We start from the raw sequence: 15,158 nt of genomic DNA on the forward strand, positions 1-15,158 counted from the left end.
TAACGCAGATGCTTAGCTATATTTTTACTTAAACTCGCTGCAACTTAGCTGTTCTCGGATCGATGATTTTTCTGCCCAAACCTGAAAACTTAATTGCCAGATTAGTTTTATCGCCTTCTCCCAAAACGTGGGTAATTTCTCCAACTCCAAAAGCATGATGAAAAACCCGATCGCCCGTTTGCCAATCCACCGATTGTCCATTGTTTCCCGCTTTAGAACTCGCAGAATTTGCTGCTGAATTATTAGTTTTTCCTTTAGATGCAGCCGTTTTCCCGGCTTTAGTTTTCTTCGCACTTCCAGCCAGCAAATGCGGCGGCAATTCTCCTAAGAATAGCGAAGGGGTGCAGTGTTCCCGGAAACCTCCCCAGAGGCGACGTTCGCGAGTGTGGGTGAGAAATAGCAATTCCTGGGCGCGAGTGATGCCGACGTAGCACAAACGGCGTTCTTCTTCGATCGCTTTGGGGTCGTCCAAGCTGCGGAAATTCGGAAATAAACCCTGTTCCATTCCGACTAGAAATACTACGGGAAATTCTAACCCTTTGGCGGAGTGCAGCGTCATCAGCGACACGCGGGAATCTTCTTCCTGCAAGTCATCTAAATCGGATGCTAAAGATGCTTTTGCTAAAAATGATGTCAGCGTCGGTTCTTCGTTTTGTTCTTCAAATTGCAGCACAGCATTGTACAATTCTCTGACGTTTTCTATGCGATTTTCTGCTTCCTCGGTTCCTTGATTTTTCAAATCTTCAATGTAGCCTGAATCTTGGATAATTCCTTGGACAATTTGCGAAGCGGGCAGGGTTTCAACTTGCGATTGCCAACGACCAATCATTTCGGCAAACTTAATAATAGCTTTTGCCGATCGCCCTGCGAGAGTATTGACAGAAGATTCATCGCTGAGGATTTCCCACAACGGAATGCCCAATTGAGTTGCAGCGTCTTCGACTTTGGAAAATGTGGTATCCCCAATCCCGCGGCGGGGAGTATTGATGATACGTTTGAGGCTGACGCTATCGTCGGGATTGGCAAGCGTCCGCAGGTATGCTAGGATATCTTTGATTTCTTTGCGATCGTAAAACTTTAGACCGCCGACAATATTGTAGGGAAGGTCTAAACGCATTAACGCTTCTTCAAAGGAGCGAGATTGAGCGTTCGTGCGGTAGAGAATGGCAAAGTTACTGCCGTTTTCGTATTCGGAGTTTTGGCGCTTTAAGGAATGAATTTGACCTGCTACAAATTCCGCTTCATCTAATTCGTTGTCGGCGCGCCAGACAACAATCGGAGCTCCCGGTTCGCGAGTCGGGCGCAGAATTTTTTCTATCCGTTCGGTATTGTGTTCGATCAAGTGGTTCGCGACTTGCAGGATGTTTTCGCGCGATCGATAATTTTCCTCTAATTTTACCATTGTCCCAGTCTTCTCGTCGGACAAACCATCTCCGAAATCCTCTTGAAATTCCAGCAAGATGGTATAATCTGCCATCCGAAAGCTGTAAATTGATTGATCGACATCGCCCACGACAAAAATCGAGCGGTTTTGCCATTTATCGAAGCTTTTCGGGTCGGCGTTATTTGTCACCAACATCCGAATCAAATCATATTGAGTGCGGTTGGTATCTTGGTATTCGTCAACTAAAATATGGCAAAACTTTTTATGCCAGTAACTTAATACTTGCTCGTTTTGGCTCAAAAGTTTAACTGGAACGAGGATTAAATCGTCAAAATCTAGGGCATTGTTGGCCGCTAAAGCGTCTTGATAGCGACTGTAAACATCGGCAATCACGCGACCTCGATAATCCGGTTCTGCGGCGTGGTATTCTTGAGGCGACAACCCTTTATTTTTAGCGTTGCTGATGATATAGCGGACTTTTCGCGGGTCAAATTTCTTGTCGTCGAGGTTCAGGATTTTGGTGACGATTTGTTTAACGAGACTTTGAGCATCTGACTCGTCAAAAATCGAAAAGTTTTTCTTCCACTGGCGGCCTTTTTCGTCTTGGTATTTTTCAATATCGTAGCGGAGAATGCGGCCGCACAAAGAGTGAAAAGTTCCCATCCAAATGTGTTTGGTAATTCTTTGGTAAATTTGCGATCGCAATTTCGTCTGCACATCCGGGGCTAAGTCTACCAAAGGTTTGCCATATTCGGCTTCAGCTTGCTGAGTTGCCAGCAATTTCTCAATTCTTTCTTTCATCTCCCTGGCGGCTTTATTTGTAAATGTCACCGCGAGAATATTTTCAGGATCGACTCGATGCGTGCGAACTAAGTTAGCAACTCGGTAAGTTAGAGCTCTGGTTTTGCCGGAACCAGCGCCCGCTACTACTAACAGCGGCCCGTTATAATGGGCGACTGCTTGGCGCTGAGATGGGTTGAGGTGGCTGAGGAAATCAGTGGTTTGAGTCATAGCTAGAAAGTTAGTTTAATTTTTTAAGCGGTAAATAATACTTGGTATGCGATACTGCGAGTTTTTTTAACGTAAGGTGCGCTAGGCGCACCCTATATTATAACTAGATAGGTGATTTTTTTAACTTTAAATATTTTTGGGTCACGCGAGTTGTTTAAGGTAAGGTGCTCGGCGCGCACCCTACACTATAAATAGATAGATAATTTTTTTTAACGTTTAAATATCCGTGTCAGCCAAATTGCTGCTAATATTCCCAAGCCAATCCAAATGGCAATAATCACAACAGCGGCAGCCCGATTTATCGGTTTTCCTCGCTCTATTTCTGCGGCGGCTTTTTCCCGACACTCGGCTAAAACCTGTGGCGGAATCATCTTCAGTACCAGCCAAATGCCCACAGGTACAATTATCAAATCGTCCAAGTAGCCAAGAATCGGTATGAAGTCAGGAATTAAGTCGATCGGGCTAAAAGCATAGGCAACCGTAAGCCCTGCTAAAATTCTGGCGTACCAAGGTACTCTCTGATCTGTACTGGCTAAATAAACAGCGTAAGTCTCTTTTTTTAGTCGGCGGGCAACTTGTTTTAAGGATTGCATCTTTTAACAATTTTTCATTTTTAAATTTTATTTAAAATGAAATAAGAGTTACGTCGGAGTGTCATAAACTGGGTGGGTTTCTATATTTATCGTTGCCAAACGTCTTATTTGACCCAGAACACCAATTTTTTAGTGGAGCGTCCTGCGGACATCATAATAACTCATAATTTATTCAGAAGTACGGACTATTTTTGTAGTTGCGAAAAATGTAACAACCCGGATATTTAGCAATTTCAGTGGGAAGGTAAAGTATAGCATCTGTGGTATGTGAGGAGAATCAAGTTTATGAATTCAAATTTGCAACGTCGCGATCGCATTAACTTCCGCAGTCTGGTAACAGCGTTGTGTTTAACCTTAACTCTCGTGAGTTTTGTGGGATTAGATCCGGCGGTGGCTCAAGAACAGCGGATCAGAACGCTGACTGTCACTGGCCGGGGTGTGGAAGCGATTCCAACAACTCAAACGCAAGTGCGGCTGGGGGTTGAGGTGCAGGGGAAAACGGCGGCCGAGGTGCAGCAGGAAGCGGCGAGGCGATCGTCCGCTGTGGTAGAGTTGCTGCGATCGCGCCAAGTCGAAAAACTCGAAACTGCAGGCATCACCCTCAATCCCATTTATAACTTCGACAACAACCAACAGCGCTTGACAGGCTATACGGCGACCAATACCGTCAGTTTTCGGATTAATACTGCATCTGCCGGCACTTTGCTTGACGATGCGGTGAATGCCGGAGCCACACGCATCGACGGCGTGAGTTTTGCCGCCACCGAAAGTGCGATCGAATCTGCTCGAAAACAAGCACTCCGCAAAGCAACTCAAGATGCTCAAGCGCAAGCGGATGCAGTCTTGAGCGCCCTCAACTTGAAGCGGGGAGAGATTTTGGGCATTCAAGTCAACGGTGCGATCGCGCCACCTCCAATGTATCGGCAAGTGGCTGGTGCTCGCATGGCTGCTGCTGACGCTACAACGCCTGTCGTAGGAGGGGAACAGCAGGTAGAAGCTTCTGTGACTTTGCAATTTGGATATTAAATAGTTAGGGGTTGAACTGGCTACATCAGCTTGACCCTAACTATTTCTCGATTTATCAAGCAGCTTTTTCTACAAAAAACTTTAGCCGTTTTAACCACTTCTGGCAGTAGTCTAGAAACGGAATCTCTCCTTCTTCAGGGGGAGAGTTCCTCAATAAATAGACTCTCTGTTAAACCGTAGGCGATCGCATTCCTCCTAAACAGAAAAGAGTGGGCTCTTTTCTAAGATCCACTCTCTGTTAAACTCTCTTAGGGCTAACTTGAACAAGCTAGATTTAAGTCCTTACTTTACCTAGTCCTTAATGATTCTCTTGTCATGAATGACCACTTGATCCTTGAGTTTAGGAGTGCCGGAGATGTGAATATCCGTATCCATATTTTCCTCGGTGGATTCGGCTAGATATTGGGCAGATGACTTAACATCCTGCGCTGCACGTTTAGCAGATTGGGCTGCATTTTGGGCAGATGATTTTAAATCCTGCGCTGCACCTTGAGGAGATGGGGTTGCATTTTCGGCAGATGACGTAAAATCAGGCACTGGAGGTTTAGCAAATTCGGCTGCATTTTGGGCAGATGACCTAAAATCAGGCACTGGAGGTTTAGCAAATTCGGCTGCATTTTGGGCAGATGATTTAAAATCATGCGCTACACCTTGAGGAGATTGGGCTGCATTGTGGGCAGATGACTTAACATCCTGCTTAACATCCTGCGCTGCGTCTTTAGCAGATTCGGCTGCATTTTGGGCAGATGACTTAACATCCTGCGCTGCACCTTTAGCAGATTCGGCGGCGCTTTGAGCAGATGACTTCATTGATTCAGCAGCACTCTTGCCAGATGACTTAAGCGATTCGGCTGCACTTTTTATAGATGGCTCAACTGCTTTCGCTGTATCTTTTACAGTCGATCTAAACTCCTTAGTTGCCCCTTCAATTTCTTGAGCTACAGCTTTGGCAGAAGGCTTAACTTCATCAGCCGTACTCTTAATAGAGTCCGCTGCACTTTGTATAGAAGGCTTGACACCTTCGACTGTCTGCTTGACTGAATCTTTTACTTCTCTAATCGTAGGTTTGACTTCCTCGGATGCACTCTTGACTGCATCTACTACAGAAGGCTTGGCTTCTCTAACTGTCTCATTGACAGATTCGGCTATACCTTTAATCGAAGGCTTAGTTTCCTCAACAGTCTCCTTGACTGCTTCTGCTGTAGCTTTGATAGATGGTCTAACTTCCTCAGCAGTTTCCTTTACTACTGTCCCTAGCTCTTCTACAGTGTGTGTAATACCGTCTGCTACGCTGTGTGCTGCATCCCCTAAATTATCTACAGCACGGTTAACAGTATCAGCAGTACCTTTACCAATCATAGCGCCCGCAACTGAGCCTGCTACAGCACCAAGAATTCCTCCAGAGCGAGCACCGAGTATACCACCAACTGCTGCTCCAGCTATCCTCGCACCAATGCCTGAGCCTGATGATTGATCTTCCTGTGATTCTGCATTTTCGTTAGTCTGAGCCTGAAGCTGCTGGTTTTCGCTATTGTCAACATTCTTTTCTTGGAAGTCAGGATTGGCTTCCGGCTTGTTAAAAGGCTGCTTATTATCAGTCATAAGATATCCTTGGCTATTAGTGCTACATTTACTAGGCTAACTATATACTTCTCCGAAAATCTACTGCCTAAGAACTAGATTCTGACTGTTACTTAAGAAGTAGATTCTTAAAAATACTGGCCACTACGGCGCTAGCGACTCGCTGTTCATTCGACATTGAAGAAGCTGGAGGCGCGCGTTAGCGAAGCCCTCGAAGAGGATCGCATATCTCGCACAGTCTTAGCTTAGCCAGCCAAAAAAAACTAATATATACAGGATTATTTACTGATTAAATGATTAATAAATATTCTTAAAAAAAGTGGAGTGCCAGCTTATAATTTAATGTTTTTAAATAACCAAGTCTTATATTTTCTAAAAAATTAACTATTAAATAATTGAATTAAGTGATTTGTTTTGTAGAGGTTGCAGATGTACGGTCGGAAAGGCTAAATATGCAAGTCAGAGAAACCAGTATCCACAAAGATTCGGGATTTTCAACTGATTTTTTTTCATACCCTGATTAAGTAATGCCAGATTTTGGAGTGATCTAACTCACGAGGAGAGCTCTTTGAACAGCAACTTGACCGCTTTAGCCACAGAATCCCGATCGCACTTACGTGTAATTGGGCATAAGTGCGATCGCCCCCAACGAACTCAGCACAATCGAATTACTACCGGATCAGCGCTCAAAGTACCCGATATCGACTACAGTAAACACAAAATATTATGGGCGGTAATTAGAGTGATTGAGACTTTAGCAACAGGAATCGCAGCAGCCGGTTCGCTGCTAGCATTGGGCGGATTGGGCCTAGAGTTGAACTATCGCCGGACTGGGAGTGCAAATAAACTAGAACTAACAGCCGGAGAATGGCACTTAGCCATCTCCGAACCCAACCGCTATCTTTTAGTCGGGGAAATGGAGTTCCGCAACCTGACACAGCGATTTGAGATTATGTTGCCGGAAGTGCGGGCACAGGTGAAACTGCTGTCAGACGGAAGTTTGGATGGCGTTACCTCCGAGACAAAGGTGATTCCTTGCCACAAAGACGCAGCAGCCAGAGCAGACGATTACTGGTTCGGCTATATTGTTAAAGCCCAAAAAAACACGAAAATTAAAGTTTCTGTAGACATTCAAGGGCAAGATTTAACCAAATTGCAGTCGGCTTGGGTGCAAATACATTTCGTCACCTACGGCCCAGGCGGCCGCATCCCGAAAGTCCGTAACGTAGTAGTCCCGCTGCAATTTCCCAACTCGGAGACAGTACCTAATGCCCGAAATGTCGGAGTTGCCGAAGTTTTGCCGATTCGCACCCACATCCTGACGGAATTGGACAATCCCGTCGAAATTGTCAAGCGTTACGTGCTGCCCCGCGCCCAGAAAGGCGATATAGTCGCCCTGGCAGAAACTCCCCTAGCTTTGATGCAGGGACGCTATCGCCATCCCAGCGAAGTCAAACCCGGATGGGCGGCAAAGCGAGTGTGTTTGTTTTTCTTACCCATGTCGAGTTTGGCCACGGCTTGCGGGATGCAGACGTTGGTTGATGTAGTAGGCCCTTGGCGCGTAGTAGCAGCATTTGCGATCGGCGCTGTGGCTAAAATATTTGGCAAACCGGGAGTCTTTTACCAACTAGCAGGGGAACAAGCCAGGCTGATCGACGACGTTACCGGGACTTTGCCTCCCTTCGACCAATTTATTGTCCTCGGCCCGGACAATCCCCAGCAAGTTGTAGAAGAAATTCAACGAGAAACCGGACTTGCGGCAGCCATCGTAGACGCTAATGACTTGAAAGCAGTTAAGATATTAGCAGCGACCTCCGATTTATCGGTAACATTCTTAGAGCAAGCCTTGCGAAGCAACCCCGCCGGGAATGCTGACGAGCGCACACCAGTCGTTGTAATTCGACCTCTGCCACAAAAATCTTGAGTTGAAAACAGAAAATTAAAAATTCAAAAAGATGATTTGCAATTTTTAATTTTCGATCGAGCAAGAAAGGGAGAAGAATCAAAAGTTATAAGTTTTGAAATCAAAATTTACCCATTCAAAACTCCAAACTTATCTAACTCTTCCCCTTTCTGAATTTTTATTTTTAAATTTCCATTCTCCACTTTTATGCTATGACTTCATTTCCCTCCCAAAACCCAAACCAGGTTGTGATTCGCCCGTTTCAGTATCGCGATATCGAGGTGATGGAACAACTGTGCGCGGAAACAGCCGAAGAGCCAGAAAACCGCAAGGGCGCAAGCTGCGACGTGGTAATAGGTAGAAAGTTGCAGCAGATACGTCGCTGGTACGGACTACTAAAGATTTTTAGCTTGTTTCCCAACCCTTGTCAGTCCCTGTTCCGGGCCCATGTTGCCGAAGAAGAGGGGAGCGTTAAGGGCATAATTCAGATTTCTCCTTTCAACCGCACCCGCAGCACTTGGCGGATCGATCGCATAGGAGTAGACCCAGAAGCCCGCAGCAAAGGAATTGGTTCCATGCTGCTGCGGTACTGCTTTGAGGCAGTCTGGGAGGCGCGGACGTGGCTGTTGGAAGTGAATGTCGGCGACAACACTTCCTTGGCTTTGTACCGGCAAAACGGGTTTCAGCCTTTGGCCCAGATGACTTACTGGACGATCGCCCCAGAACGCCTGCAAGAAATGGCAAGCTCGACCCCAGATTTGCCCAACCTGCTGCCTGTGAGCAACGCCGACGCTCAGTTGCTCTATCAACTGGATACCGCGTCTATGCCGCCCCTGGTGCGCCAAGTATTCGATCGCCACATTCAAGATTTCAAAACCAGTTTTTTCGGCGCTTTAGTCGAAGGTGTCAGACAGTGGCTGGGCAAAACAGAAGTAGTCAGCGGCTACGTGTTTGAACCGCAGCGCAAAGCCGCGATCGGCTATTTTCAGGTGCAGCTATCCCGCAACGGCCAGCAACCGCACGTTGCCCAGTTGACGGTACACCCGGCCTACACTTGGCTGTACCCAGAACTACTGTCCCAGATGGCGCGCCTCGTTCAAGATTTTCCGGTTCAAAGCCTGCAACTGGCTTCCGCTGACTATCAGCCGGAACGGGAAGCTTATTTAGAGCAATTTGGAGCAGTGCGCGTGGAACACAGTTTGCTAATGTCTCGATCGGTGTGGCACAAATTGCGCGAGTCCAAGTTGGTCTCTCTCGAAGGACTCCAGCTATCAGAAATGCTGCAAAGCTTCCAGCCAACTCGCAAACCCGTACCGGGCCGGATGTCCTGGCTCGGCCCGATGGCTGGGGAAGCAGCAGCAGGGCCCGCGTCGTCTGAGATTAAACCGCTGTTGGCTGACTCAGGAAACAGCCAAACCAATCAAGTTAACCCATTGGGCGGCCCAAATTCCGAATCAGCAGCAACTGATGGCAGCAGCATTTTGCCTTTAAATTTGTCAGAGTTGCCTCTAGACAGCGGCTGGCCGGGAGAACTCAATTCTTAATAAGTGAAAGCAGAAGGTCAAAGGTAGAAGACAGAAAAAAATAGAAGTAATCATCAAAGAAATTACTTTTTTCTGTCACCATCCCCAAATTTCCCTTCTGCTTTTGATTGATATCAACCTAAGATTACCTATCTTCTTCTTACTTTCTTATCTTCTTTCTTCGCGTTCTTCGCGTCTTCGCGGTTCGTTAAAAAAAATCGGCAACTAACAAAGAAGTAAATCTAAAATCTAAAATCTAAAATCTAAAATCTAAAATTGCTTGATTGATAATGTCCAACGATAAATTATGGATTTCAGCCCTGGGATTAGATATCGGCCTTAAACGAGTCGGCATCGCCGGGTGTGACGGCACTGGTTTAATAGCTACGGGCATTACAACACTTGTACGATCGTCCTTCGATCAAGACGTAGCTTATCTCCGAGAAATCGTGCGAGAGCGGAGAGTTCAAATTTTGGTTGCAGGCTTGCCCTACTCCCTGAGCGGAGAATTAGGCACTCAAGCCCGACAAGTGCAGAAATATGCTACTCGCATCGCCACAGCCTTAGAGCTCCCCCTAGAATACGTGGACGAGCGCCTGACTTCGGTTGAGGCAGAGGAATTGATGAAAACACAAGGGATTTCCCTGTCGCAAAATAAGGGTGCGATCGATCGCAAAGCAGCGGCCCTGATTTTGCAGCAGTGGCTAGACGAGCGGAGGCAAAATATCTCCGCCCTTCCCAATCCTTGATAGGTGGTAACAAAGGCGTGATATCCTGGTTGTGCAAGTTTGCTACGCACACCTGTAACCCTTGACAAACTGGAGAAAATTCTGCTGTACCCTTGGTACTGAAGAAGCACAAAATCGTGATTTGTCCTCAGTGTCGCTTGCTGACTCGACTGAGATTTAACCGCTGCACTCCTCGCCTGTGGAAAAGGCCGCGAGTCTCGCGGTTTAAGCTTGTGGACTGGCGATTGCCCACTTAGCCAGAATATCGCCACGAAAATTCCCAATTGTCAAGCCAACGTTACTGAATTATTGACGGAAAACTAAGATACACGCGATGTCCTCATCCCCATACCGCAAAAAAGAGAATGGCAATTCCAACGAAGAGTCCGTCACCTTGACGGATGAAGTTGGGCGATCGCTGACTTGCAACATAGAATATTCTATGAACCTAGAAGGTGAAGAATACGCTTTGCTGCTGCCAATTGACTCGCCAGTAGAAATTTTTACCTGGCACGGAGACGATAACGACGAAGCCGCAATTCCTGTAGAAGACGAGACCGAAATTGATAAAATTTTTGATACCGCTAAAGTGGTCCTGCAAGAGCAGAACTTGACGCTCCGACGCACGGCGGTGACGCTGACTGTGGTTGGCGAATTGCCGGAATTTCCAGAAGAGGATATGGCATCCGATGTCGATCCAGATGAGGAGTCCGATTTCGAGGAACTGATGTGGCTGACCAGTTTCTACCACGAAGAACAGGAATATGCCATTTATACGCCTTTAGACCCGTTCTTTATCTTGGCTAGAATGGATGAGGACGGCAAGCCAGAATTGCTCTCAGAAGAAGAGTTCCAAAGGCTGGAACCGATGTTACCTATGCTGGAAGACCAGTTCTTTGACGAGCTTGATTAGATATTAATTGCAGGCACAAGGCCTGATGGCAAAAAGCAGAATTTTTTACTATTTTATAAAAAAGTAAACTGCTCGCCCGATCGAACTTTTTCTAGATGGCCGCTTCTGCCTTCGCGATCGGGCTTTTGAATTGAGCCGCGTGAATTGGGTCTTTTAAATGGCTTGTATTCGTAACTTTTCGGTCATCAATCGCAGGTCATCAGTCATTAGTCGCTAGTTAACCGCCGCTTATCCAGGACAACGGACTATGAATAAAGAACAAATGACAAAAAGCAGCACGCGCGAGAGCCGAAAAGGTACTCCGCAAGTCTCTAAATGGTTGTTTTATCTGGCCTTGCTGCCGGCAATCTGGGGGGTTTGCGCTTGGCAGGGCTGGGCTTGGTGGAGCTGGGCTTCGGCGCCACCTAAAATCACATCCTCATCGGGAAATCCGGCAGAGGATGCTGCTGTTTCGATCCAAATTCCGGAGGGTACTCCCAGTCAAAAAATTGGCCGGGATTTAGAGGCCGCGGGGTTGATTCGATCGAGCTCGGCATGGAATATGTGGGCCCGCTGGCTGACTCTGCAAAACCGCGAGGGAGGTTTTAAAGCAGGAACTTACCAACTTTCGCCTACTCAGCCTCTGAGTGCAGTTGCTGACAAAATTTGGAAGGGCGAAGTCGCACAGCAGAGTTTCACTATTCCAGAAGGGTGGTCGCTGCAACAAATGAGCGCTTATTTTGAAGCGCAAGGTTTTTTTCCGGCTAAAAATTTTATGGCGGTGGCGAGTCAAGTTCCCTACGCTCAGTACCCTTGGCTACCGAGCGGATTGCCTCACTTGGAAGGGTTTTTGTACCCGGATACTTATCAGCTAGACGGAGATGCAATTAGCCCGGAAGCTGTCATCAAGCAAATGCTCGGTCGCTTCGAGCAGTTGGCTTTGCCGATCTATCAAAAGAATCAGAAGAATACTAAGCTGGATTTGAAAGAGTGGGTGACGCTGGCGAGTATTGTGGAAAAAGAGGCTGTGGTGGCGAGCGAGCGCAATAGAATTTCAGGGGTATTCAACAACCGTCTGAATCAGGGTATGCCCTTGGGTTCTGACCCTACGGTTGAATACGCCCTCGGCATTAGGCAAACTAAGGAGAAGCCTTTGACTTTCAAGCAGGTAGAAACGCCTTCTCCTTACAATACTTATATCAATGTAGGCTTGCCGCCAACTCCGATCGCATCTCCGGGAATAGCAAGTCTGGAAGCGACTCTGAGTCCTGAAAATACAGAATACCTGTACTTTATGGCGCGGTACGACGGCACTCACATTTTCAGTCGCACTCTGGCCGAACACAATGCTGCTGTGGCTCAAGTTGACCAAAAAGTGCGATCGACTCAATAAATGGGCAATGACTAATACAAAAGTAAAAAGTCAAAAGTCACAAAGCAAAAGCAATAATTATTCACTTTTGATTTTTTACTTTTTTAATCTTTAACTTCCAATTTCTTATTTGTCAATCTAAAACCTAAAATCTAAAATCATTATGACTTGGGGTAAAATACTACAGCCTGACTTAGTTCTAGGCGATTCAGTCATGAAGTTAACGGCTGATATTCTTCAGGAATATAATATTAAAGGATTAGTTTTGGATGTGGACGAAACTCTCGTTCCCATCACAGCAATGAATGCTTCTCCTGAACTCACCCTGTGGGTGGAAGAAATAAAACCCGTAGTATCGCTATGGTTGGCGAGCAATAATTTAAGTCAGACTCGGATCGGTCGGATTGCTGAGTCTTTGAATCTACCTTACATCACGGGTGCGGCTAAGCCGTCGCGCCGCAAGTTGCGAAGGGCTATTAATGCGATGAATTTGCCGGTGGAACAGGTGGCGATGGTGGGCGATCGACTTTTTACTGATGTTTTAGCAGGCAATCGTTTGGGTATGTTTACTATTTTAGTGGAACCAATGGTTGATGCTGGCTATGCGCTTCGCAAGTATCCGGTGCGCTCTTTTGAAGTTTGGGTTTCTCAAGCTTTGGGGGCTTCTCTGAAAATTAAAGATTAGTCAGTAGTCATTAGTCATTAGCTATTAATGCGGAGGGCGGGTTTATAAATATCCACGACGTGAATCATAGATTTTGGTGAAGCCGCCCCTACAGTATTGGTTATAATCAACTAGACATCTCCAGAAAAGCCAGCTTTGAACAGGCATCCTGCCTGTTCCACAATAATTATTGGAGATGTCTACTGGAAATGATATTATCACTAATAACTAATAACTACCGACTACTGACTAATGACTACTGACTAATGACTAAAACTATTGTTGTTAAAATTGGAACTTCGACTCTGACTCGATCGACTACCGGAAACTTAGCTCTTTCAACTATTGCTGCATTGGTCGAAATTTTAGCTGATTTGCGGCAGCAAGGCCATCGAGTAGTTTTGGTTTCTTCCGGTGCGGTTGGAGTTGGCTGCGCGCGCTTGGGTTTGACGGAACGCCCGCGAAACATTGCTATGAAACAGGCTGTGGCGGCTGTGGGCCAAGGGCGGCTGATGCGGGTGTACGATGACTTGTTTACTACTCTGCAACAGCCGATCGCTCAAGTATTGCTCACCAGGGGCGATTTAGTGCAGCGTAATGGTTATGTTAATGCTTACAATACTTTTCAGCAACTGCTCAGATTGGGAGTGATTCCGATCGTCAATGAAAACGATACAGTAGCGGTAGACGAACTCAAATTTGGCGATAACGACACGCTTTCGGCGCTAGTAGCGAGTTTGGTAGAAGCAGATTGGTTGTTTGTACTCACAGATGTCGATCGGCTGTATTCGGCCGATCCGCGCAGCAATCCCGACGCGCAGCCGATCGCCCTAGTCCAAAGTATGGCACAGCTCACAGAATTTCAGGTGCAAACAGGAGATTCCCGCAGCGGTTGGGGAACAGGCGGAATGGTGACAAAAATTGAAGCGGCGAGAATAGCAACTGCATCGGGAGTGCGGACTGTTATCACTGACGGCTGCTTTCCTGGTAATATCGATAAAATACTCAACGGAGAGTCGATCGGCACTCAATTTGAGCCTCAACCGCGCCCTGTAAACGCTCGCAAACACTGGATAGCTAACGTGCTAATTCCAGCAGGAAAAATATATTTAGATGCGGGTGCGGTCAAGGCAATTTCCCAGGGTGGAAAATCGCTTTTAGCTGCGGGTATTGCTCAAGTAGAAGGAGAATTTCAAGCTGATGATTCCGTGCAGTTGTGCGATGCAGCCGGCAAGCAAATTGCTAGAGGACTTGTGAATTATAGCAGTTTAGAACTGAGACAAATCCAGGGCTGCAAGTCAGAAAAAATTGCTGAGATTTTAGGCTATGCAGGCGTAGAAACGGCGGTACACCGAGATAATTTAGTGATTGTTTAAACTAACAAATATCGAGACAGTCGATCGGGCAATGAGCGAAGGCAGAAATTGGGGATATTTGCAGCACAGTCTTGCAAGAATTTGTTTGGCTGTGTTGGAACAGCTCGTTCATCGCTTCTGTAAACAGTTCAAATAAGTTTTGTGCTAATTCTAAAGCTGCTTGGTATTCCGCACCTGTAAGTTTGATCTCTGCTAAAACTTCCAGCATCTCTGGCGTGTTTAAAAGGTGATAATTTTCTAAACCCCCATAACCTCCTCCAAAATCAACAGATTCTTTTTGGTTAATTTGCTGTAATTCCATTACCACTGCTAGCGCTGCCTCAAAAAAAACTTGGGCAGTTCCTTCGAGGACTTCCACTAACACCAGTTTCTGAATGGGAGAGGCTTTCCAAGCGTAGCGTTCGATCACTGAACAAAGCGAGCGAGTTTTTTTAGTTTCTTCACCCCAAAGCAGTCTGAAGTCGCCGTAACTTATTAATTGATTTAAGCCCAGTTCCTCTAGGTATTCTAGATAGTCGTGCCAGTAATAGTTTTTTTTATAAGTATATTTATTAATTAGTTCCTGAACTTTGTTATTACTAGAAGATTCTCGCAATACATATTTATTTAAATCGCTCAATCCCACAGCCAAAGGAGCGAGTACAGGTGCAAAAATTAGTCGTTGATTCGCGTGAATGTGTTTGTTGGCTAGAAAGTCAAACAAGGGCAATTTGGTAAACTCTTGCTTTTTGGGTTCAATGAATGCTACAATGGCTTTCATACTTTTTTCGCCTGAATATTTGCTGTCAAGATAATCTTCATACCTCAGTTAATTATCTATATTTTCGAGCCAAAATAATTGTGTTTATTATCATACATATTTGTATTTGAGATCATAGGTAAGAGTGTTTGCAGTCACAGCAAATTGTGACGGAAAGCATCCCAGATACAAGCCCCCGGATTCATTCCGAAAGCAGACTCAGGACGGAAAAATAAAAAACCTGTATCCGATAAGCCAGCCCCTGAATTTATCCGTGGGGTCAATGCTTCCAATCTAAAATCTAAAATCTAAAATCTAAAATCTAAAATCTAAAATCTAAAATCTAAAATCTAAAATCTAAAATCT

The 15,158-nt window shown here is 45.9% G+C and carries 12 protein-coding genes; 8 read left to right on the top strand and 4 right to left on the bottom strand.

Annotation, left to right across the window (positions count from 1 at the left end):
• Nucleotides 1-28: 28 nt before the first annotated feature.
• Together pcrA and QUA03_RS20375 are read right to left on the bottom strand one after the other, a co-directional pair.
• Nucleotides 29-2,395 carry a DNA helicase PcrA gene (gene pcrA, locus QUA03_RS20370; protein ID WP_333214406.1) on the bottom strand — a complete coding sequence of 789 codons (2,367 nt, stop codon included), beginning with the start codon at nucleotides 2,393-2,395 and terminating at the stop codon, nucleotides 29-31.
• Between the two features lie 209 nt (nucleotides 2,396-2,604).
• Nucleotides 2,605-2,988 (bottom strand): YkvA family protein, encoded by a 384-nt coding sequence (locus QUA03_RS20375; RefSeq protein ID WP_333214408.1) that lies wholly within the window; start codon nucleotides 2,986-2,988, stop codon nucleotides 2,605-2,607.
• Nucleotides 2,989-3,273: 285 nt separating this feature from the next.
• On the opposite strand from QUA03_RS20375, the gene QUA03_RS20380 reads away from it, so the two are divergent.
• Nucleotides 3,274-4,014, top strand: a complete 741-nt coding sequence (locus tag QUA03_RS20380; RefSeq protein WP_333214410.1) for an SIMPL domain-containing protein — start codon at nucleotides 3,274-3,276, stop codon at nucleotides 4,012-4,014.
• Between the two features lie 291 nt (nucleotides 4,015-4,305).
• Here QUA03_RS20380 and QUA03_RS20385 read toward each other — a convergent pair whose 3' ends face one another.
• The gene (locus QUA03_RS20385) at nucleotides 4,306-5,616 is read right to left on the bottom strand and encodes a hypothetical protein (RefSeq protein ID WP_333214412.1); all 1,311 of its coding nucleotides are present in this window, start codon (nucleotides 5,614-5,616) and stop codon (nucleotides 4,306-4,308) included.
• A 721-nt stretch (nucleotides 5,617-6,337) separates the two neighbouring features.
• Between QUA03_RS20385 and QUA03_RS20390 the strand changes: the two genes are divergently transcribed.
• The 7 genes from QUA03_RS20390 to proB all read left to right on the top strand — a co-directional run bounded on the left by QUA03_RS20390 (nucleotide 6,338) and on the right by proB (nucleotide 14,053).
• Complete coding sequence (locus QUA03_RS20390; RefSeq protein WP_333214427.1) at nucleotides 6,338-7,519, top strand: F420-0:Gamma-glutamyl ligase; 1,182 nt, start codon at nucleotides 6,338-6,340, stop codon at nucleotides 7,517-7,519.
• A gap of 191 nt (nucleotides 7,520-7,710) precedes the next feature.
• Nucleotides 7,711-9,042, top strand: coding sequence for a GNAT family N-acetyltransferase (locus QUA03_RS20395; RefSeq protein ID WP_333214414.1), 1,332 nt, complete (start codon nucleotides 7,711-7,713; stop codon nucleotides 9,040-9,042).
• A 269-nt stretch (nucleotides 9,043-9,311) separates the two neighbouring features.
• Nucleotides 9,312-9,770 (top strand): Holliday junction resolvase RuvX, encoded by a 459-nt coding sequence (gene ruvX / locus QUA03_RS20400; protein WP_333214416.1) that lies wholly within the window; start codon nucleotides 9,312-9,314, stop codon nucleotides 9,768-9,770.
• Between the two features lie 313 nt (nucleotides 9,771-10,083).
• Entirely contained in the window at nucleotides 10,084-10,662 is a 579-nt protein-coding gene (locus tag QUA03_RS20405; RefSeq protein ID WP_333214417.1) for a DUF3727 domain-containing protein, read from the top strand.
• A gap of 247 nt (nucleotides 10,663-10,909) precedes the next feature.
• Nucleotides 10,910-12,034 carry an endolytic transglycosylase MltG gene (gene mltG / locus QUA03_RS20410; RefSeq protein WP_333214419.1) on the top strand — a complete coding sequence of 375 codons (1,125 nt, stop codon included), beginning with the start codon at nucleotides 10,910-10,912 and terminating at the stop codon, nucleotides 12,032-12,034.
• A 142-nt stretch (nucleotides 12,035-12,176) separates the two neighbouring features.
• On the top strand, nucleotides 12,177-12,698 hold the full coding sequence (locus tag QUA03_RS20415; RefSeq protein ID WP_333214421.1) for a YqeG family HAD IIIA-type phosphatase: 522 nt from the start codon (nucleotides 12,177-12,179) through the stop codon (nucleotides 12,696-12,698).
• Nucleotides 12,699-12,943: 245 nt separating this feature from the next.
• A complete protein-coding gene (gene proB, locus QUA03_RS20420; RefSeq protein WP_333214423.1) occupies nucleotides 12,944-14,053 on the top strand; it encodes a glutamate 5-kinase in 1,110 nt (369 codons plus the stop codon).
• 1 nt (nucleotide 14,054) lies between these two features.
• Here the strand turns inward: proB and QUA03_RS20425 are convergent, their stop codons facing one another.
• Entirely contained in the window at nucleotides 14,055-14,813 is a 759-nt protein-coding gene (locus tag QUA03_RS20425) for a hypothetical protein (protein ID WP_333214425.1), read from the bottom strand.
• Nucleotides 14,814-15,158: the final 345 nt, after the last annotated feature.

The sequence above is a fragment of the Microcoleus sp. S36b_A4 genome (assembly GCF_036700645.1).
GTDB lineage: Bacteria > Cyanobacteriota > Cyanobacteriia > Cyanobacteriales > Microcoleaceae > Microcoleus.

Coding starts and splice junctions, on each gene's coding strand:
- QUA03_RS20425 (WP_333214425.1), bottom strand. CDS start 14,813: ATGAAAGCCATTGTAGCATTCATTGAACCCAAAAAGCAAGAGTTTACC.
- QUA03_RS20405 (WP_333214417.1), top strand. CDS start 10,084: ATGTCCTCATCCCCATACCGCAAAAAAGAGAATGGCAATTCCAACGAA.
- mltG (WP_333214419.1), top strand. CDS start 10,910: ATGAATAAAGAACAAATGACAAAAAGCAGCACGCGCGAGAGCCGAAAA.
- QUA03_RS20380 (WP_333214410.1), top strand. CDS start 3,274: ATGAATTCAAATTTGCAACGTCGCGATCGCATTAACTTCCGCAGTCTG.
- QUA03_RS20375 (WP_333214408.1), bottom strand. CDS start 2,988: ATGCAATCCTTAAAACAAGTTGCCCGCCGACTAAAAAAAGAGACTTAC.
- pcrA (WP_333214406.1), bottom strand. CDS start 2,395: ATGACTCAAACCACTGATTTCCTCAGCCACCTCAACCCATCTCAGCGC.
- ruvX (WP_333214416.1), top strand. CDS start 9,312: ATGTCCAACGATAAATTATGGATTTCAGCCCTGGGATTAGATATCGGC.
- proB (WP_333214423.1), top strand. CDS start 12,944: ATGACTAAAACTATTGTTGTTAAAATTGGAACTTCGACTCTGACTCGA.
- QUA03_RS20395 (WP_333214414.1), top strand. CDS start 7,711: ATGACTTCATTTCCCTCCCAAAACCCAAACCAGGTTGTGATTCGCCCG.
- QUA03_RS20415 (WP_333214421.1), top strand. CDS start 12,177: ATGACTTGGGGTAAAATACTACAGCCTGACTTAGTTCTAGGCGATTCA.
- QUA03_RS20385 (WP_333214412.1), bottom strand. CDS start 5,616: ATGACTGATAATAAGCAGCCTTTTAACAAGCCGGAAGCCAATCCTGAC.